Source organism: Janthinobacterium sp. GW822-FHT07A03 (genome assembly GCF_058798815.1).
Genome location: NZ_JBXAKW010000001.1, coordinates 792,666 through 810,856, shown reverse-complemented (window position 1 = coordinate 810,856; position 18,191 = coordinate 792,666). Strand labels below are relative to the sequence as shown.

The following is an 18,191-nucleotide window of genomic DNA, read 5'->3' as shown; positions in this document are numbered from 1 at the left end:
ACTGGAGCGGGAGAAGAGTCTCGAACTCTCGACCTCAACCTTGGCAAGGTTGCGCTCTACCAACTGAGCTACTCCCGCAGTGGACAACATTGTATCAGAAGCTCTACTACATCGCCAGTACTACTTTTTACTGCATTTGCTGTTTTTACCTATGACACGATCCAGAAAACTGGAGCGGGAGAAGAGTCTCGAACTCTCGACCTCAACCTTGGCAAGGTTGCGCTCTACCAACTGAGCTACTCCCGCGTCATCAACAACAGGCCAGCATTATAGAGGGATTACAGGGGCTGTCAACGGGCAATATCTGGTCTTTTGCAAAATATTCCGAAGAAAGCCGTCGACTGCCTAATCCCTGTGCAATTAATGGAGATTGCCGGCCTTTTCCTTGATCAAGGGCCATGCCAGGCGCAAGTAATAGAACATCGACCACACCGTCAGCACGCAGGCGATCCACAGCAGCTTCTCGCCCCACACATGGGTGTCGATCGCGCCGAAGATCACTTCGTGGTACAGCAGCAAGGGAATGGCCGTCATTTGCGCGGCCGTCTTGATCTTGCCGATCGAGCTGACAGCCACCGATTTCGATGCACCGATCTGCGCCATCCATTCGCGCAAGGCAGAAATGGTGATTTCGCGGCCGATGATGATAAAGGCCAGCACGGCATTGACCCGGTCCAGCTGCACCAGCACTAGTAAGGCGCCCGCCACCATCAGCTTGTCGGCCACGGGGTCGAGGAAGGCGCCGAAGGCCGAGGTCTGGTTCCAGCGCCGCGCGAGGAAACCATCGAACCAGTCGGTCACGGCCGCAACGATGAAGACCAGGGTGGCAACCAGGTTCTGGTCGCCATGCAGCAGCATCGACGGCGGCAGGTAAAACACGCCGACGACGAGCGGTATCAGGGCCACGCGCAGCCAGGTCAAAAGGATGGGAATATTAAAAGGCATAAGAGAGCAATCGGCCGACGGGTAAATTGAGCATGAAGAAAGCGTGAAGAAAGCGCCACTAGTCTACATGGCCCCGGGGTATTAGCCTAGTCCGGTTGCCGCAGCGCCGGACCAGGCCACCTGTTCATCAATGCAGCTGTTTGTAGATTTCTTCCGCCAGCTGCGTGGAAATCCCCTCCACCGACATCAGATCCTCGACGCTGGCATCGACCACGCCGCGCAAGCCGCCAAAGCGCGACAGCAGTTTCTGGCGGCGCTTGGCGCCGATGCCTTCGATCTCCTCCAGGCGCGAAGTCTGGCGCGTCTTGGCGCGCTTGGCGCGCATGCCCGTAATGGCGAAGCGGTGCGCCTCGTCGCGGATTTGCGCGATCAGCATCAGCGCCGCCGATTCCTTGCCCAGTTCCTGCGCCGCGCGGCCATCGACGAACAACAGGGTTTCCAGGCCCACCTTGCGCCCTTCCCCCTTGGCCACGCCGACAATCAAGCTGATATCGAGTCCCAGCTCGGCGAACACCTGGCGCGCCATTTCGATCTGCCCCTTACCGCCATCGATAAGCACCACGTCGGGCATCACGCCGTCGCCATTCGCCACCTTTTCGTAGCGGCGCATCAAGACCTGCCGCATGGCCGCGTAATCGTCGCCGGGCGTGATGTCGTTGATGTTGTAGCGCCGGTATTCGCCATTCTGCATGGCGTGGTGGTGGAACACGACGCACGAGGCCTGCGTGGCCTCGCCCTGCGTGTGGCTGATGTCGAAACACTCGACGCGCAGGCTGTCGAGGTCTTCCGTTTCCAGGCGCAGCGCCTCGGCCAGCGCGCGCGTGCGCGACTGCTGCGAGCCCTGCTCGGACAACAATCGCGCCAGCGAAATCTCGGCGCCCTTTTGCGCCATCTCAAGCCACTGGCGGCGTTGCCCCTGCGGCTGGAAGATCAGGTTGATGCGGTGGCCGCACTGCTCCATCAGCGCCACCATCAGGGCCGGCTGGTCGAATTCGATATTCAGGATCAGGGTGCCGGGAATGAATTTTTCCGTGTAGTGCTGGGCCAGGAAGGCGGCCAGCACTTCGACTTCGATCGGCTCTTCGGCAATCGCCGCCGCATCGCTGAGCTGGCTTGGGAAATAGGCGCGGTCGCCCAGGTGGCGCCCGCCCCGTACCATGGCCAGGTTGACGCAGGCGCGTCCGCCCTGCACCAGCACGGCGAGGATGTCGACGTCGGCGTCGCCCGTCGTTTCCATGCTTTGCTGGTGCAGCACGCGCGACAGCGAGGCGATCTGGTTGCGCACCACCACGGCCTGCTCGAATTTCAGCTCGGCGGCAAATGCGTGCATCTTCTTTTCCAGGTCGGCCAGCACTTCGCTCTGGCGCCCGCGCAGGAAGCGCGCCGCGTTTTCCACGTCGTTTTTATAATCTTCCTTGCTGATCAGGTCCACGCAAGGTGCGCTGCAGCGGCCGATCTGGTGCAGCAGGCAGGGCCGCGTACGGTTCGCGTAGACGCTGTCCTCGCAGGTGCGGATCAGGAACACCTTTTGCAGGATCTGCATCGATTCCTTGACGGCCCAGGAACTGGGGAACGGCCCGAAATACTGGTTTTTCTTGTCTACCGCGCCCCGGTAATACACCATGCGCGGCGCCTCGCCATTGGTGATTTTCAGATACGGATACGACTTGTCGTCGCGGAACAGGATGTTGTAGCGCGGCTGCAGCGCCTTGATCAGGTTGTTTTCCAGGATCAGCGCTTCCGCCTCGCTGTGCGTGACGGTGGTTTCCAGACGCGCGATGCGCTCGACCATCATGGCGATGCGGGGGCTGGCCAGGTTTTTCTGGAAATAGCTGGACACGCGCTTTTTCAGGTCGCGCGCCTTGCCGACGTACAACACCTTGTCGGCGGCGTCGAAATAGCGGTACACGCCGGGCAGGTTCGGCAGCTTGGCGACGGTGGCCAGCACTTGCGCGCGGGGGGCGGGCGGCGTTTCCGCCAAGGAAGATTCTGGGCTTGCTTCGGTCATTGCTGGCTCATTGCGCACGTATGGCGCACTTATAGTTACCCTGCTTGTTCCACGATCACGAACGCGACCGCATACTCTTCTTCATCGCTGATGGTCACTTGCGCGCTCAGCCGGTGTTGCTCCATGAATTCCGCCAGCACGCCGCTGCAGACGATCATCGGCTTGCCGCTGGGGTGGTTCAGCATCTGTGCGGCGGGCCATGTCATCGGCATGCGCAAGCCCAGGCCGATGGCCTTGGAAAACGCCTCCTTGGCCGCAAAGCGGGTGGCCAGGAAGCGCACGCCGCGCATGGCATTCTTGGCGCTACGGGCGCGGAATTTCTCCAGCTCCTGCGGTCCCAGTATCTTTTTGGCGAAACGCTCGCCGTGGCGCGCCAGGGCCGCCTCGATACGGGGAATCTTGCAGATATCGGTGCCGATGCCGTAGATCATGCCGCCTCCTTGCTATCTATGATCAAGCCCGGTGGCCGATGCGCGTGGCCACCATGATGGCCTTCATTTCGCGCACGGCGTTTTCCCAGCCGACAAACACGGCATGCGCGACGATGGCGTGGCCGATGTTCAGTTCAGTAATGTCGGGAATAGCGGCAATCGCTTGCACATTGGTGTAATGCAAGCCGTGGCCCGCGTTGACCTTCAAGCCGCGGCCCACGCCAAACAGCACGCCCGCCTTGATGCGTTCCAGCTCCGCCAGTTGCTCGGCCCCGTCCGTATCGGCATAGCGGCCCGTGTGCAGCTCGATCACGGGCGCGCCCAGTTCGGCGGCAGCGGCAATCTGCTGCTCGTCCGCATCGATGAACAGGCTCACGCGGATGCCCTCGCCTTGCAGCTGCTGCACGGCCGCCTGCACTTCCTTGAAGTAGCGCACCACGTCCAGCCCCCCTTCCGTCGTCACTTCCGTGCGCTTTTCCGGCACCAGGCAGACGTCCGCCGGGCGGATGCCGCAGGCGAAATCAATCATCTCGGCCGTCACGGCCGCTTCCAAATTCATGCGCGTGAGCAATTGCGGCGCGATGGCGATCACGTCCGCATCCTTGATGTGGCGGCGGTCTTCGCGCAAATGCAGGGTGATGGCGTCGGCGCCCGCCTGTTCGGCCAGCAGGGCCGCGCGGACCGGGTCCGGATAGGCGGTGCCGCGCGCATTGCGCAAGGTGGCCACGTGGTCGATATTGACGCCCAGGTCGATGACGGGGCCGGCAGGCTGCAAAAAGCTCATAGTGATGGTATCCGTAAAGTGCCGTAGCGCAACCGCTACAGCTGCATTAAATCGATCAGTATCTGGCGCGTGTTCAAGGTGGCGCCCCCCAGTTGATGGGCCAGCAAAAAACGCATCAGCAGCTTGCTTTGCGCCTGCGTGGCCACGTCAAGGTAATCTTCGCGCTCCATGTCGAGCAGGGTCTTGCCCGTGATCTTCGGCCAGGCGTCGGCGGCCCGCGCCGGGCGCGGCCCCCGCTCCGGGTCGACCACGTACACCTGCCCCGCTTCGACGGCCTGGCGCGTGCCCGTGCAGCGCGTCAGGTCAGCCGCCACGCCCGTTTCCTTGAGCAGCGCGCGCTCGAACTTGCGCAGCACGATGGGCGGCGGCTCATTGTGCGCCAGTTGATTCAAGGTGGCAACGTAGTGGTCGAACAGGACGGGATGCGGATCGTCGCGCGCCAGCAATTTGACCAGCAATTCGTTCAGATAGAAGCCACACAGCAGGGCGGTCTTTTCCAGCGGCAACATGCCGCCCACCCATTCGGCGCCCGTCAGGATGCGCAGCTCGGATTTGCCCGTCCAGCCCGCCTGCAGCGGCTGGAACGTCTGCAGCACGCCGCGCAACTGCGAATGGGGCCGCTTGGCGCCCTTGGCGACGAGCGCGATGCGACCGTACTCGCGTGTAAACACGTCGACGATGAGACTGGTTTCTTTATGCGGGTAGCTGTGCAGCACGAAGGCTGGCTGGCCCGTGATGCGGCCGTCGCGCCCGGGCGGACGGCTGCGCCGTGGAGGCGCCGACGCAGGCGCTGCGGAAGGTGCGGCCGGCGGCGCGATGGCCGCCGGCGCGGGGACGGGTGCAGATGCAGCAGATGCAGCAGGTGAAGCTGGCGCAGGATCGTGCAGCGCTGGCGTGGTGGTGCTCATGCGTGTAGCGTCGCCCCCGGGTTGCGGATTACTCGTAGCCGTAGGCGCGCAAGCCCGCCTCGTTGTCGGCCCAGCCCGACTTGACCTTGACCCAGATTTCCAGGTACACGGGGCCGCCGAACAGCTTTTCCATATCCAGGCGGGCCTGGGTGGAGACTTCCTTCAGGCGCGCGCCCTTGTTGCCGATAATCATGGATTTATGCGTATCGCGCTCGACCAGGATGGCGGCGAACACGCGGCGCAGATCGCCTTCCTGCTCGAATTTCTCGATCAGCACGGTGCTCGTGTACGGCAGTTCGTCGCCGACGAAGCGGAACAGTTTTTCGCGCACGATTTCCGAGGCGAGGAATTTTTCGCTGCGGTCCGTGATATCGTCCGGGCCAAAGATGGGCTGGTTTTCCGGCAAGAAACGCTTGATCTCGTTCTGCAAGCCTTCCAGCTGGAAATGCAGCTTGGCGGACACGGGCACGATGGCGGCGAAGTCGCGCATGGCGGCAATCTTTTGCGCAAACGGCAACAATACAGCCTTATCCTTGACGCGATCAGACTTGTTGATGACGAGGATGCACGGCACTTCCTTCGGCAGCAGGTCCATCACTTGCTGGTCGGCCGGGCCGAACGTGCCCGCCTCGATCACGTACAAGATCACGTCCGAGGAAATCAGCGTGTTCGTGACGGTCTTGTTCAGCGTCTTGTTCAGCGCGTTCGAATGGCGCGTCTGGAAGCCGGGCGTGTCGACGTAGATGAATTGCGCGTCCGGCAGCGTCTGGATGCCCGTGATGCGGTGGCGCGTGGTTTGCGCCTTGCGCGAAGTGATGCTGACCTTCGCGCCGATCAGCACGTTCATCAGGGTCGATTTGCCCACGTTGGGGCGGCCCACGATGGCGATATAGCCGCAGCGGAAGTTGTCGGGCATTTTGGTGGCTGTCATGCTAGTGTCGATTCTGTTTAGTGTGAGCGGCGATCGCCGGGGCAGCGGTGGCTTGCGCGTCGTCGCTCTGGATGGTGGCAATGCCGGCCAGCTTGAGCTGGGCGGCGCGCGGTTTGGGCTTGCGGCTGGCGGCAGGCGACTTCAACAGTGCCTGCTCGGCCACGTCCAGCGCCAGTTTGGCGGCGGCTTGCTCACCGGCGCGGCGGCTTCCGCCACGGCCGTAAACCTGGATATTCAATTTCGGCACCAGGCATTCGATCTCGAATTCCTGGCTGTGGGCGGCGCCATGGGTGGCCACCACGTTGTACTGTGGCAGCGAAATTTTCTTGCTTTGCAGAAACTCCTGCAGCAGGGTCTTGGCATCCTTGCCCAGCGTTTGCGGATCGACCGAGTCGAGGATGGGGATGTAGAACGCGCGGATCACCGTGCTGGCGGCGTCGAAGCCCGTGTCGAGGAAAATGGCGCCCAGCAGGGCTTCCAGCGTGTCGGCGAGGATGGACGGACGGCGGAAGCCGCCCGATTTCAGTTCGCCTTCGCCCAGGCGCAGGAATTGCGACAATTCCAGCTTTTGCGCGATCTCATACAGCGACTGCTGTTTTACGAGGTTGGCGCGCAGGCGCGACAGGTCGCCCTCGTCGATGGACTTGAAGCGTTCGTACAGGATGGAAGCGACCACGCAGTTGAGGATGGAGTCGCCGAGGAATTCCAGCCGCTCGTTATGCAAACTGCTGTGGCTACGGTGCGTCAAGGCTTGCTGCAACAGGCCAGCATCCTGGAACGTATAGCCTAAACGGGTTTGCAATAGCTGAAGATTCATTGTTGTTTCTGTATCATCTGAGTAATTCGGCTGGCCGCCGCGCGGGGAGTCGGCGCGGCAGCCATACGGGCGGCTTAGTGTATGCCGCCCACTCTTTTCGGATTGCTGAAGTTCATCCACACCAGGAAAGCCTTGCCGACGATGTTCTCGTTCGGCACGAAGCCCCAGTAGCGGCTGTCCGCGCTATTGTCGCGGTTATCGCCCATCATGAAGTAATTGCCTTGTGGCACCACACACGTAAAACCGTCTTCGTTGTAGTTGCACGCTTCCTTGTGCGGGAAATCCTTCACTTCACGCAAGTTCAACGTGGGAGCGGGCTCGTCGTTGAGGATGCGGTGGCTCACGCCCGTCAGGTTTTCTTCCAGCTGCTTGTGGTAGACCGTGCTTTCGTCATCGAGGTAGTCGTCCAGCGGGGTGTACGCCACTTCCTTGCCGTTGACCGTCAAGCGCTTGTTTTCATAGGTGATTTTATCACCGGGCACACCGATCACGCGCTTGATATAGTCTTGCGACATATCTTTCGGGTACTTGAACACCATCACGTCGCCGCGCTGCGGATCGTTGACTTCAATGATGCGCTTGTTGACGATCGGCAAACGAATGCCATAGGTGAACTTGTTGACCAGGATCAAGTCACCGACCAGCAAGGTCGGCACCATCGAGCTCGACGGGATCTTGAACGGCTCGTACAGGAACGAGCGCAGGCAGAACACGAGCGCGATGACGGGGAAGAAGCTGCCCGAATACTCGACCCAGGTGGGCTGGCGCAACAGGGCCGCCTCGATGGTGGCGCGGCTGCCGCCCGCATCGGACTTGATGCCCTCGGCGGCCAGCTTGGACTGGCGCGCATCGAACTCGGCCAGGGCGCGGTCGGCCGCCTTGCGGCGCTGCTTGGACAGATAAAACACATCCAGACACCAGACCAGGCCCGTCAACACCATCAGCACGAACAGGATTAAAGCGAAATTTCCTAAAATCACTTGCAGGTTCATTGATTAACCATCCACTTGTAAAATTGCCAGGAATGCTTCTTGCGGGATCTCCACGGAACCCACTTGCTTCATGCGTTTCTTACCCGCTTTTTGCTTTTCCAGCAATTTCTTCTTGCGGCTGATGTCGCCGCCATAGCACTTGGCCAGGACGTTCTTGCGCAAGGCTTTCACGTTCTCGCGCGAAATGATGTTCGCGCCGATGGTTGCCTGGATGGCCACGTCGAACATCTGGCGCGGGATCAGTTCGCGCATCTTGGCGGCCACCTGGCGGCCACGGTACTGGCTGTTCGAGCGGTGGACGATGATGGCCAGCGCATCGACTTTTTCGCTGTTGATCAGCATGTCGACCTTGACCACGTCGGCCGCGCGGTATTCCTTGAACTCGTAATCCATTGAGGCATAGCCGCGCGACGTCGATTTCAGGCGGTCGAAGAAGTCCAGCACGATCTCGGCCATCGGCATTTCATACACGAGCTTGACCTGGCGGCCGTGGTAGCTCATGTCCATCTGGATGCCGCGCTTGCCGATGCACAAGGTGATCACGGAGCCCACGTATTCCTGCGGCATGTACAGATTGACCGTGACGATAGGCTCGCGCACTTCCTCGATGCGCGACGGATCGGGCATCTTCGACGGGTTGTCGACGTTGATCATGGTGCCGTCGCGCTGGATCACTTCGTACACCACGGTCGGCGCCGTGGTGATCAGGTCCATGTCGAATTCGCGTTCGAGGCGCTCCTGCACGATTTCCATGTGCAGCAAGCCCAGGAAGCCGCAGCGGAAGCCGAAGCCCAGCGCCTGCGACACTTCCGGCTCGTACATCAGGGCGGCGTCGTTCAGTTTCAGCTTTTCCAGCGAGTCGCGCAGCGCGTCGTACTGGTTCGCTTCCACCGGGAACAGGCCGGCGAACACTTGCGGCTGCACTTCCTTGAAGCCGGGCAATGGCGCGGCGGCGGGACGGTTGGCCAGGGTGACGGTATCGCCCACTTTCGCCGCTTTCAATTCCTTGATGCCGGCGATGATGAAGCCCACCTGGCCTGCCGACAATTGCGGCAAGGATTGCGAACGGGGCGAGAACACGCCGATGTCTTCCACCAGCTGCACCGAATCGGTGGCCATCAGGCGGATCTTGTCTTTCGGTTTCAGGGTGCCGTTGATGACGCGCACCAGCATGACCACGCCCACATAGGCGTCATACCAGGAGTCGACGATCAGCGCCTGCAGCGGCGCATCGGGGTCGCCCTTCGGTGGCGGCACCTTGACGATCAGCTGCTCAAGCACGTCCAGCACGCCGAAGCCCGTCTTGGCCGAGCAATGCACGGCGTCGCCCGCGTCGATGCCGATCACGTCTTCGATCTCGGCAATCGCGCTCGGCGGATCCGCGTTCGGCAAGTCGATCTTGTTCAGGACAGGCACCACTTCCACGCCCAGGTCCAGCGCCGTATAGCAGTTGGCGACCGTTTGCGCTTCCACGCCTTGCGATGCGTCCACCACCAGCAGCGCGCCTTCGCACGCCGACAGCGAGCGCGACACTTCATAGCTGAAGTCGACGTGGCCCGGCGTATCGATCAGGTTCAGGTTGTAGATCTGGCCATCGCGCGCCTTGTAGTGCAGGGCCGCCGTTTGCGCCTTGATGGTAATGCCGCGCTCGCGCTCCAGATCCATCGAATCGAGCACCTGCGCCTCCATCTCGCGGTCGGACAAGCCGCCGCACAATTGAATGATGCGGTCAGCCAGGGTCGATTTACCGTGGTCAATATGGGCGATGATGGAGAAGTTGCGTATGTTGTTCATTAACTAATATAAGTGCGAAGTTGACGACACTGCTTTAACAGGAATCAGGGGGATCATGTCCGGGCCAAACAGGGCCAAAACCAGGCGCCCCACTCATGATGAAAAAAGCGCTCCGAGCAGGACATCTGCATGCCCAGGCGAGCGCTTTTGAAGCGACAGAAGCTGCTGCCTCGGACAGTAGCTTTTTCGACCTCCCCATTTTACCGGATTTCAGAGTAGAAAGCCCGTCTTATGAGGCCGGCACCGGGCCAAGCCGACATTTTCGGATGTTTTCAGCACCAGAATGGTGCAATGCAGTGTCAATATTGTCGGTTAAGCTACACCAGACAACGCCGCACGGCGGCCGCATCGAGAAAATAATGACAGAGCTCGGGCTGGGCCAGGTCGCCAAACAGCACCGGCACCAGCTCGTCGAAACGGGCCAGCAGCGTGGCATCGGGCGATGCGTCGATGTCGATCACGTCCACGGTGAACGGTTTGCCGGGCGGCTGCAGCAGGAGCAAGGCGTCGAGCATATCCTGGCATAAATGGCAATAACTGCGGGAATAGAGAGTGAAGTGCATGGCGGGCAGGATACCGCATCCCGGCCGCGGCCGGAATGCGGGATGATCACATCGTTACTTGGCCGACGGACGCAGCGAGACGAATTGCGCCGTATCGCCGCGGCGCACCAGCACGGCCGACGTCTTTTTCGGATCGAGCTTGGCCACCAGGGCATTGAACTGCTTGGCATCTTTCACGGCAACATTGTTCAATTGCAAGATCACATCGCCAGGCTGCAGGCCGGCCAGGGCCGCCACGCCATCGGCATCCTCGACCAGCACGCCCGCATCGATCTTCAATTCCTGCTTCTTGGCGGCCGGCACGTCGCTGACCTTCAGCCCCAGTGCATTGACGGCTTGCGCTTCCGGCTCCCTCGCGCCCTTCTTCGCCGTTTTCTCGCTTTCCAGCTCGACAACGGTGACGGGAATGTCCTGCTGCGCACCCTTGCGCCAGACGGTGACCGTGGACTTGCCGTTGACGGCGGCGCCGCCTACCAGGCGCGGCAGGTCGGACGAGCGCTCGATCTGCGCGCCGTTGAATTTCAGGATGATGTCGCCCGGTTTGATGCCCGCCTTGTCGGCCGGACCGCCCGGCTCCACCATCGACACTTGCGCGCCCTTGGCATTCGGCAAGCCCAGCGATTCCGCCACGTCCTTGCTCACTTCGCCGATCTGCACGCCGATGCGGCCGCGCACGACCTTGCCCGTCTTTTTCAGTTGCTCGCCCACGCGCATGGCTTCATCGATGGGCACGGCAAACGAAATGCCGTTGTAGGCGCCGGACAGGGTGGCGATCTGCGAATTGATGCCGATCACTTCGCCGCGCATATTGATCAGCGGACCGCCCGAGTTGCCGGGGTTGACGGCCACGTCGCTCTGGATCAGGGGCAGGTAGTCGCCCGTATCGCGCGATTTGGCGGAAATGATGCCGGCCGTCACCGTGTTTTCCAGGTTGAACGGCGAGCCGATGGCGATCACCCACTCGCCCACGCGTATCTTGTTCGAGTCGCCGATGGTCAGGCGCGGCAGGTTGCCGCCCTCGATTTTCAGCAGGGCCACATCGGTGCGCGCATCGGCGCCAATCACCTTGGCCTTGAATTCGCGCTTGTCCGTCAGGGTCACGTAGACTTCGTCGGCGCCATCGACCACGTGCGCGTTGCTCAGCACGTAGCCATCGGCCGAGATGATAAAGCCGGAACCGACGCCGCGCTGCACTTCCTGTTCCTGCGGCACGGCGCGGCGGCCGCCGCGCGGCGCCTGCTGGCGTGGCGTCGGCATGGCGCCGCCGAAGAAGCGGCGCAGGAATTCCTGCATTTCCTGCTCATCCTGGCTGCCCGCGCCGACGCCGGCGCCGCCCATTTTCAGGCGCTCGGTGGTACGGATATTCACGACGGCCGGGCCGACGGCGTCGACCAGGTCCGAAAAATCAGGCAGTTTCACGGCCGGCACGGCAGCCTGCGCCTGTGGCGCCAGGCCCAGCATGGTGGGAGCAAAAAAGACGCCAGCCGTACCGAACAATAAGGCGGAAAGGGTCTTCACTGAAATCGACTTGCTGGCGGCACACATGTTTTTTTTCATGGAAAGGATCTTTTCGAATATATAAACGGATCAAAACGCGGATCAGGCGATTGCCTGCGTGCATGATTTGGCCATCATGACGGCACCCAGGGACATCCACACCTGGCAGCGCGCATGGCAGCAACAATATATCGCAAAAGCAAGATATTGCCTGCGCACAGTGTCAATCGTACCGAAGGCCAGTGTCAAGAGGGCGACGGGAACGTTAAGCCTGGCATAAGATGGAAAACACGCTAGCTAGCGTTGCGCCAGCGGCCCCGCCTCCAGCGGCTCGGTCGTGCCTGGCGGCACGATGGCGGCGGACAGGTGCAGCACCGGCTCCGCATGGGCAGCCGGCCCCTCAGGCGCCGCCTCGGCGGCCAGGCGGCTGGCCAGGCGCGCGTCAAACTGGGCGCTCAGCGCGTGGCCGCACTCCTCCGAGCGCAGCACGTCGCCGATATGGCGATAGGCATCCCAGGCTTGCCGCCCCGATGGCGTATCGAGGGCGGCAAAAGCCAGTTCGAGTTCGCTCGCCGCCAGCTCGCCATCGGCCAGCGCGGAAATAGTCTCGTGCAATCGTGTGTGCGTATCCATGATAGGTCCTGCCATTTCAAGAGGATCGGTGCGAAAACCGGACGCAGCCATGCCAACCTCATACTCCTCAGATTACCAGCGCTTGTCAATCGGCATGTCCAGCAACGGCTTCAATTTCTCCGCAATCACTTCGCGCGCGCGAAAAATCCGGCTGCGCACGGTGCCGATGGGGCACGCCATGATCTCCGATATTTCTTCATAGCTCAGGCCCTCGATTTCGCGCAGCACGATGGCCGTGCGCAACTCGATGGGCAGCACATCCATGGCCGCATTGACGGTGGCCGCAATCTGCTTGCTGGCCAACACCGATTCGGGTGTATTGTTGTCGCGCAATTTATTGCCATCATCGAAGGACTCCGCCTGCTCGGCGTCGGCATCGCTGGACGTGGCGGCACGCCTCCCCTGCGTGACGAGATAATTCTTGGCCGTATTGATGCCGATGCGATACAGCCAGGTATAAAAGGCGGCATCGCCGCGAAAATGGCGCAGCGCCCGGTACGCCTTGATAAAGGTTTCCTGCACCACATCTTCGGCCTCCGCCGGGTCATGCACAAGGCGCGACACGAGACGCATCAAGCGGCGCTGATATTTCGATACCAGCACATCGAATGCCCGTTTGTCGCCAGCCTGCACCCGCTCGACCAGTAACTGATCATACTCGCGCTCTGTCCTCACGCCCAATGTCCCTGTAGTCATGCAGCGTGGGCGCCTGTATGGATATAGAGTTGGCCCGCTGCAAGAAGTTCAGTGTTCGCCCCACTTTTATTCTTCCCCACTCCGCGCCGCGATGGCCCGGCACGCCACGGCCAGCGGGCGGAAGGCGGGGCAACTGCCGCCGCGCTGCACCAGCACCCGCGTACGCCGCCCCGCGGCATCCGCCAGGCACAGCACCAGCAGCGACGGCCACAGGGTCGAGCCCGGCAACAGGCGCAGCCCTGGCGGCTCCGACGGCCCCGGACCGGGCGACTCCGCCCTTCCGGCCGTCGCCTGCGCCGCGCCATGCTCCAGATATACCGCCAGCCGCAATTGGCCGACCGGCGAAATATCAAGCGCCTGCGGCTTTCTGCGCCTGCGCAGCAAAGCCAGCAAAAACACGCCGCCAGCCGCACTCAGCAACGCACCATGCCAGCCCAGCGCATAAGCGCCCACCAGCTGGCCGGGGCCGGGGTCGGACAGGGACGCAACGCGCCACGCGCCGCTCAGGGGCCAGGCGGCCAGCAAGGCACACAGCCCCAGTACCGCTTGCAACAGGCGCAAACAGACAGGCGTGCGAATAACAGCCGCTACCGCGATTGACATATATCAAGGGAAAGAAAGGCGCGCCGGCACCATGCCGGGCAAATTCAGGCGCCAACGAACGTTGGCGCCGAATCAGCGCTCACTACAGTTTGACCGTAGCGAGCGCTTGAAAGTTCCTGCTTATTTCGCTTTACCGAAAATCAGCGTCCCATTCGTTCCGCCGAAGCCGAACGAATTCTTCACTGCATAATCGATCTTCATATCACGCGCCGTGTTGGCACAGAAATCGAGATCGCAAGCCGGATCCTGGTTGAAGATGTTGATGGTCGGAGGCGACACCTGATGGTGCAATGCCAGTACCGTAAACACCGCTTCCAGACCGCCCGCGCCGCCCAGCAAATGGCCCGTCATCGACTTGGTCGAGTTGACGACCAGATTCTTGGCGTGCTCGCCGAAGGTGCGCTTGATGCCCATCACTTCCGCCACGTCGCCTTGCGGGGTCGACGTGCCGTGCGCGTTCAGGTACTGAATCTGATCCGCGTTCAAGCCGGCGTTGTTGAGGGCCGCGATCACCGATTTGCTGCCGCCGCTGCCATCTTCCAGCGGCGAGGTCATGTGATAAGCATCTGCGCTCATCCCGAAACCATGCACTTCGGCATAGATCTTGGCACCACGGGCTACCGCGTGCTCGTAGTCTTCCAGCACCATGACGCCAGCGCCCTCGCCCAGCACGAAGCCGTCGCGGTCAGCATCCCACGGACGCGATGCCGTTGCCGGATCGTCGTTGCGGGTCGACAAGGCGCGTGCCGAGGCGAAACCGCCCAGGCCCAGCGGCGACACGGTCGATTCGGCACCACCGGCGATCATGACGTCGGCATCGCCGTACTCGATCATGCGCGCTGCGGCACCGATGCTGTGCAAACCGGTGGTACACGCCGTCACGATCGCCAGGTTCGGGCCCTTCAGACCATATTTGATCGAAAGGTTGCCAGAGATCATGTTAATGATCGAGGCAGGCACGAAAAATGGCGAGATACGGCGCGGACCGCGCTTTTCGTACTCGGACTTGGTTTCCTCGATCAGCGGCAAGCCGCCGATACCGGAACCGATGATCACGCCGATGCGCTCGGCGTTTTCCTCGGTCACTTCCAGGCCGGAGTCCTGCATCGCCTGGATGCCCGCAGCCATGCCGTAATGGATAAAGGTATCCATATGGCGGGCTTCCTTACCGGAGATGTAATCTTCGATATTGAAGCCTTTGACTTCACCGGCAAAATGCGTGGTGAATGGCTGTGCATCAAACTTGGTAATCGTGGCAATGCCGGATTTACCTTCAATGATTGCGCCCCACGCCTCGGCAATAGTATTGCCGACAGGTGAAACGCAGCCCAGGCCGGTTACAACAACACGACGGTTTTTAGAACGGCTCAAGCGATTCTCCTGAAGTCGGTCAGACAGGCTTAGGCCTTGACGTGTGCAGTGGCGTAGTCGATCGCCTGTTGCACGGTGGTGATTTTTTCAGCTTGTTCGTCAGGGATTTCCATTTCGAATTCGTCTTCCAGGGCCATGACCAGTTCCACGGTGTCCAGGGAATCGGCGCCGAGATCGTCGACGAAGGAGGATTCGATTTTGATGTCTGCTTCTGCAACGCCCAGTTGCTCAGCGACGATTTTCTTAACGCGTTGTTCGATATCCGACATGTTATGGCTCCAAAGTGTGTGTTACGGAAAGTGCGCGCATTTTATCAGGTTTGCGCGTCCGAATACTAATTTCGGTGTCTGCTGCTAATTCGACCGAAGCTGCTGCTAAAAGATGCGATTATAGACAAAAACGGCCGTTGAATCATGCCACAAACGCCCGCCCCGTCTACCTTTCACATCAATTCATGTACATTCCGCCGTTCACGTGCAGGGTCGTGCCCGTGATATATGCCGCTTGCGGCGAGGCCAGAAAGGCTACCGCTGCCGCCACGTCTTCCGGTTTGCCCAGGCGGGACAGGGGAATTTGCGTCAACAGGGCCGCGTGCTGCTCTTCGCTCAGCGCCTTGGTCATGTCGGTATCGATGAAGCCCGGGGCGATGCAGTTCACGGTAATGTTGCGGCTGCCGATTTCACGCGCCAGCGCGCGGCTCATGCCTTCCACGCCGGCCTTGGCCGCCGCGTAATTCATTTGCCCCGGATTGCCCGACGACGCCACCACCGACGTGATATTGATGATACGCCCAGTTTTGGCTTTCATCATGCCACGCAGTACGGCGCGCGACAGGCGGCCGACGGCCGACAGGTTCGTCGAAATCACGCTGTCCCACTCCTCATCCTTCATGCGCATGGCCAGCTGGTCTTGCGTGATGCCCGCATTGTTGACCAGGATGGACAGGCTGCCGTAGGCTTTCTGCACTTCATCGACGACGGCCGCGCAGCGCGCCGCATCGGTCACGTTCAGGACCAGACCCTTGCCCGCCACGCCTTCGGCGGCCAGGTAATCGGTGATCGCTTGCGCGCCGCTTTCCGAGGTGGCGGTGCCGACGACGGTGGCGCCCTGCTTGCCCAGTTCGGTGGCGATGGCGCGGCCGATGCCGCGCGAGGCGCCCGTGACCAGCACGACTTGATTTGCTAAATTCATGAGTATCCTTAAGAGCAACCGCGGCAGGCAAGCTGCCGCGATCTGATGTTTATTTGAGCTGCGTCAAAATGCGTTCCAGCGATGCCTGGTCGACGATGGCGTCGCCCACCAGCACGGGATCGATGCGCTTGGCCAGGCCCATCAGGACCTTGCCCGGGCCGCACTCGATCACTTGCGTGATGCCGTCGGCCGCCACTTTCTGCATGGTTTCCACCCAGCGCACGGGGCTGGCTGCCTGGCGCACGAGCGCGTCCTTGATGCCGGCGACGTCGTTGACGATGGCCACGTCGACGTTGTTGATCAGGGCGATCTGCGGCGCGGCGAACGTCAGGCCGGCCATGTACTCGCGCAGGCGGTCCGATGCCGGCTTCAGCAGCGACGAGTGGAATGGCGCCGAGACGGGCAGCTTCATGGCGCGCTTGGCGCCCTTGGCCTTGGCCAGTTCGCAGGCGCGCTCGACGGCGGCCGTGTGACCGGCGATGACCACTTGCGCTGGCGCATTGAAATTGACAGGCTCGACCACCAGGGCCGGGTTTTCCGCCGCTGCTTCCGCACAGGCGGCGCGCACGTCGTCGTCCGACAGGCCCAGCACGACAGCCATCGTGCCCTGCCCTACCGGTACGGCTTCCTGCATGGCTTGCGCGCGGAAGCGCACGAGCGGCACGGCATCCTTGAACGAGATCACGCCGGCGGCGACCAGCGCCGAGTATTCACCGAGACTGTGACCGGCCACGACCGTCGGCACGGGACCGCCGGCCGCCAGCCAGGCGCGGTAGAAGGCCACGGCCGCCGTCAGCATCACCGGTTGCGTGTTGGTGGTCAGATCCAGCTCTTCCTTCGGACCTTCGGCGATCAGCTTGCCCAGGTCGAATTGCAGGGCGTCCGACGCTTCGGCGACGGTCTGCGCCACCACGGGGTTGCCGGCGAAACCATCGAGCATCGCAATCGCTTGCGAGCCTTGACCTGGGAAAACAAATGCAAATTGTGTCATGTCGACTCCGTTTTTTTAATAGTGTTGCGGGATTACATGCGCGCCAGCACGGCGCCCCAGGTAAAGCCGCCGCCCACGCCTTCCATCATGACGTTGTCGCCCTTCTTGACCCTGCCATCGCGCACGGCGATGTCGAGCGCCAGCGGGATCGAAGCGGCCGAAGTGTTGCCATGCTGGTCGACGGTGACGACCATCTTGTCCAGCGGCAAACCGAGTTTCTTGGCCGTGCTGTTCATGATGCGGATGTTCGCCTGGTGCGGGATCAGCCAGTCGATCTGGTCCGAGGTCATGTTGGCGTGCGTCAGGGCTTCGTGCGCGACCTTTTCCAGCACGGACACGGCCAGCTTGAACACGGCCGGGCCATCCATGTACAGGAAGGCGCTGCCGGCCAGCGCGCCGCCAGCCAGGCTGCCCGGCACGCTGAGGATGTCCGAGTGGCGGCCGTCCGCGTGCAGCTTGGTGGCCAGGATGCCCGGCTCTTTCGATGCAGTCATGACGATGGCGCCGGCGCCGTCGCCGAACAGCACGCAAGTGCCGCGGTCGTCGAAATTGAGGATGCGCGAAAATACTTCGGCGCCGATCACCAGCACGTTTTTATGCATGCCCGACTGGATGAAGCTGTCGGCCGTGGCCACCGCATACACGAAGCCGCTGCAGACGGCTTGCACGTCGACGGCGGCGCAGTTGTTCGTGATGCCCAGCTTGTTTTGCACGATGCAGGCGGTGCTGGGGAAGCTGCCGAAGAAATCGGGGGTCGAGCTGGCGACGATGATCAGGTCCAGGTCGTTGCCGTTCAGGCCCGCCATTTCCAGGGCCTTCTTGGCCGCTTCCACGCCCAGGTCCGAGGAATTTTGCGACGGTGCCGCGTAATGGCGCGCCGAAATGCCGCTGCGCGACACGATCCATTCATCTGACGTCTCGATGCCCTTGGCGGCGAGCTGTTCTGTCAAATCCTGGTTGGTGACGCGTTTCTCCGGCAAGTAGCTGCCGGTACCGATAATTTTGCTGTAAGTTTTGCTAAAAACAGTCATGCAAA

The 18,191-nt window shown here is 61.5% G+C and carries 19 protein-coding genes and 2 tRNA genes; all 21 read right to left on the bottom strand.

The annotated features are described in order from the left end of the window. Positions 1-2 precede the first annotated feature (2 nt). Positions 3-78 (bottom strand) — tRNA-Gly (locus tag AC1RJW_RS03770). Positions 79-170: 92 nt separating this feature from the next. Beyond that, positions 171-246, bottom strand: a tRNA-Gly gene (locus AC1RJW_RS03765). A 114-nt stretch (positions 247-360) separates the two neighbouring features. Then, complete coding sequence (gene pgsA, locus AC1RJW_RS03760; protein ID WP_034749601.1) at positions 361-945, bottom strand: CDP-diacylglycerol--glycerol-3-phosphate 3-phosphatidyltransferase; 585 nt, start codon at positions 943-945, stop codon at positions 361-363. 127 nt (positions 946-1,072) lie between these two features. Continuing rightward, entirely contained in the window at positions 1,073-2,953 is a 1,881-nt protein-coding gene (gene uvrC / locus AC1RJW_RS03755) for an excinuclease ABC subunit UvrC (RefSeq protein ID WP_493043541.1), read from the bottom strand. A gap of 35 nt (positions 2,954-2,988) precedes the next feature. Next, positions 2,989-3,384 (bottom strand): holo-ACP synthase, encoded by a 396-nt coding sequence (gene acpS, locus AC1RJW_RS03750; RefSeq protein WP_493043539.1) that lies wholly within the window; start codon positions 3,382-3,384, stop codon positions 2,989-2,991. Positions 3,385-3,406: 22 nt separating this feature from the next. Continuing rightward, positions 3,407-4,168 (bottom strand): pyridoxine 5'-phosphate synthase, encoded by a 762-nt coding sequence (pdxJ, locus tag AC1RJW_RS03745; RefSeq protein WP_493043537.1) that lies wholly within the window; start codon positions 4,166-4,168, stop codon positions 3,407-3,409. 35 nt (positions 4,169-4,203) lie between these two features. Further along, complete coding sequence (gene recO / locus AC1RJW_RS03740) at positions 4,204-5,076, bottom strand: DNA repair protein RecO (protein WP_493043535.1); 873 nt, start codon at positions 5,074-5,076, stop codon at positions 4,204-4,206. Positions 5,077-5,104: 28 nt separating this feature from the next. Then, a complete protein-coding gene (era, locus tag AC1RJW_RS03735; RefSeq protein ID WP_076566641.1) occupies positions 5,105-6,007 on the bottom strand; it encodes a GTPase Era in 903 nt (300 codons plus the stop codon). Between the two features lies 1 nt (position 6,008). Next, positions 6,009-6,824 carry a ribonuclease III gene (gene rnc / locus AC1RJW_RS03730; RefSeq protein WP_436495046.1) on the bottom strand — a complete coding sequence of 272 codons (816 nt, stop codon included), beginning with the start codon at positions 6,822-6,824 and terminating at the stop codon, positions 6,009-6,011. Positions 6,825-6,898: 74 nt separating this feature from the next. Further along, positions 6,899-7,816 (bottom strand): signal peptidase I, encoded by a 918-nt coding sequence (gene lepB / locus AC1RJW_RS03725; RefSeq protein WP_493043532.1) that lies wholly within the window; start codon positions 7,814-7,816, stop codon positions 6,899-6,901. A gap of 3 nt (positions 7,817-7,819) precedes the next feature. Beyond that, positions 7,820-9,610: a translation elongation factor 4 gene (lepA, locus tag AC1RJW_RS03720; RefSeq protein ID WP_034749621.1), complete on the bottom strand. Its 1,791-nt coding sequence runs from the start codon at positions 9,608-9,610 to the stop codon at positions 7,820-7,822. A gap of 317 nt (positions 9,611-9,927) precedes the next feature. After that, positions 9,928-10,173 carry a glutaredoxin family protein gene (locus AC1RJW_RS03715; protein WP_493043530.1) on the bottom strand — a complete coding sequence of 82 codons (246 nt, stop codon included), beginning with the start codon at positions 10,171-10,173 and terminating at the stop codon, positions 9,928-9,930. Between the two features lie 54 nt (positions 10,174-10,227). After that, positions 10,228-11,730 (bottom strand): DegQ family serine endoprotease, encoded by a 1,503-nt coding sequence (locus AC1RJW_RS03710; protein WP_493043528.1) that lies wholly within the window; start codon positions 11,728-11,730, stop codon positions 10,228-10,230. 237 nt (positions 11,731-11,967) lie between these two features. After that, positions 11,968-12,303, bottom strand: a complete 336-nt coding sequence (locus AC1RJW_RS03705) for a sigma-E factor negative regulatory protein (RefSeq protein WP_493043526.1) — start codon at positions 12,301-12,303, stop codon at positions 11,968-11,970. A 72-nt stretch (positions 12,304-12,375) separates the two neighbouring features. Next, a complete protein-coding gene (rpoE, locus tag AC1RJW_RS03700; RefSeq protein WP_070223871.1) occupies positions 12,376-12,999 on the bottom strand; it encodes an RNA polymerase sigma factor RpoE in 624 nt (207 codons plus the stop codon). Positions 13,000-13,065: 66 nt separating this feature from the next. Continuing rightward, complete coding sequence (locus AC1RJW_RS03695) at positions 13,066-13,551, bottom strand: hypothetical protein (protein ID WP_493043523.1); 486 nt, start codon at positions 13,549-13,551, stop codon at positions 13,066-13,068. Positions 13,552-13,722: 171 nt separating this feature from the next. After that, positions 13,723-14,973 carry a beta-ketoacyl-ACP synthase II gene (gene fabF / locus AC1RJW_RS03690; RefSeq protein WP_326455852.1) on the bottom strand — a complete coding sequence of 417 codons (1,251 nt, stop codon included), beginning with the start codon at positions 14,971-14,973 and terminating at the stop codon, positions 13,723-13,725. Between the two features lie 29 nt (positions 14,974-15,002). Beyond that, positions 15,003-15,242: an acyl carrier protein gene (gene acpP / locus AC1RJW_RS03685; RefSeq protein WP_008449912.1), complete on the bottom strand. Its 240-nt coding sequence runs from the start codon at positions 15,240-15,242 to the stop codon at positions 15,003-15,005. A gap of 178 nt (positions 15,243-15,420) precedes the next feature. Continuing rightward, positions 15,421-16,164 (bottom strand): 3-oxoacyl-ACP reductase FabG, encoded by a 744-nt coding sequence (gene fabG / locus AC1RJW_RS03680; RefSeq protein WP_086147473.1) that lies wholly within the window; start codon positions 16,162-16,164, stop codon positions 15,421-15,423. Between the two features lie 49 nt (positions 16,165-16,213). After that, positions 16,214-17,155: an ACP S-malonyltransferase gene (gene fabD / locus AC1RJW_RS03675; RefSeq protein WP_077406717.1), complete on the bottom strand. Its 942-nt coding sequence runs from the start codon at positions 17,153-17,155 to the stop codon at positions 16,214-16,216. A 32-nt stretch (positions 17,156-17,187) separates the two neighbouring features. Then, on the bottom strand, positions 17,188-18,186 hold the full coding sequence (locus AC1RJW_RS03670) for a beta-ketoacyl-ACP synthase III (protein ID WP_493043520.1): 999 nt from the start codon (positions 18,184-18,186) through the stop codon (positions 17,188-17,190). Positions 18,187-18,191: the final 5 nt, after the last annotated feature.

What these genes read in the sequence shown, in the direction of transcription:
- uvrC (WP_493043541.1), bottom strand. Translation starts at nt 2,953, where the DNA reads ATGACCGAAGCAAGCCCAGAATCTTCCTTGGCGGAAACGCCGCCCGCC.
- pgsA (WP_034749601.1), bottom strand. Translation starts at nt 945, where the DNA reads ATGCCTTTTAATATTCCCATCCTTTTGACCTGGCTGCGCGTGGCCCTG.
- era (WP_076566641.1), bottom strand. Translation starts at nt 6,007, where the DNA reads ATGACAGCCACCAAAATGCCCGACAACTTCCGCTGCGGCTATATCGCC.
- AC1RJW_RS03715 (WP_493043530.1), bottom strand. Translation starts at nt 10,173, where the DNA reads ATGCACTTCACTCTCTATTCCCGCAGTTATTGCCATTTATGCCAGGAT.
- recO (WP_493043535.1), bottom strand. Translation starts at nt 5,076, where the DNA reads ATGAGCACCACCACGCCAGCGCTGCACGATCCTGCGCCAGCTTCACCT.
- AC1RJW_RS03710 (WP_493043528.1), bottom strand. Translation starts at nt 11,730, where the DNA reads ATGAAAAAAAACATGTGTGCCGCCAGCAAGTCGATTTCAGTGAAGACC.
- acpP (WP_008449912.1), bottom strand. Translation starts at nt 15,242, where the DNA reads ATGTCGGATATCGAACAACGCGTTAAGAAAATCGTCGCTGAGCAACTG.
- pdxJ (WP_493043537.1), bottom strand. Translation starts at nt 4,168, where the DNA reads ATGAGCTTTTTGCAGCCTGCCGGCCCCGTCATCGACCTGGGCGTCAAT.
- lepB (WP_493043532.1), bottom strand. Translation starts at nt 7,816, where the DNA reads ATGAACCTGCAAGTGATTTTAGGAAATTTCGCTTTAATCCTGTTCGTG.
- AC1RJW_RS03705 (WP_493043526.1), bottom strand. Translation starts at nt 12,303, where the DNA reads ATGGATACGCACACACGATTGCACGAGACTATTTCCGCGCTGGCCGAT.
- acpS (WP_493043539.1), bottom strand. Translation starts at nt 3,384, where the DNA reads ATGATCTACGGCATCGGCACCGATATCTGCAAGATTCCCCGTATCGAG.
- rpoE (WP_070223871.1), bottom strand. Translation starts at nt 12,999, where the DNA reads ATGACTACAGGGACATTGGGCGTGAGGACAGAGCGCGAGTATGATCAG.
- lepA (WP_034749621.1), bottom strand. Translation starts at nt 9,610, where the DNA reads ATGAACAACATACGCAACTTCTCCATCATCGCCCATATTGACCACGGT.
- fabG (WP_086147473.1), bottom strand. Translation starts at nt 16,164, where the DNA reads ATGAATTTAGCAAATCAAGTCGTGCTGGTCACGGGCGCCTCGCGCGGC.
- rnc (WP_436495046.1), bottom strand. Translation starts at nt 6,824, where the DNA reads ATGAATCTTCAGCTATTGCAAACCCGTTTAGGCTATACGTTCCAGGAT.
- fabD (WP_077406717.1), bottom strand. Translation starts at nt 17,155, where the DNA reads ATGACACAATTTGCATTTGTTTTCCCAGGTCAAGGCTCGCAAGCGATT.
- AC1RJW_RS03670 (WP_493043520.1), bottom strand. Translation starts at nt 18,186, where the DNA reads ATGACTGTTTTTAGCAAAACTTACAGCAAAATTATCGGTACCGGCAGC.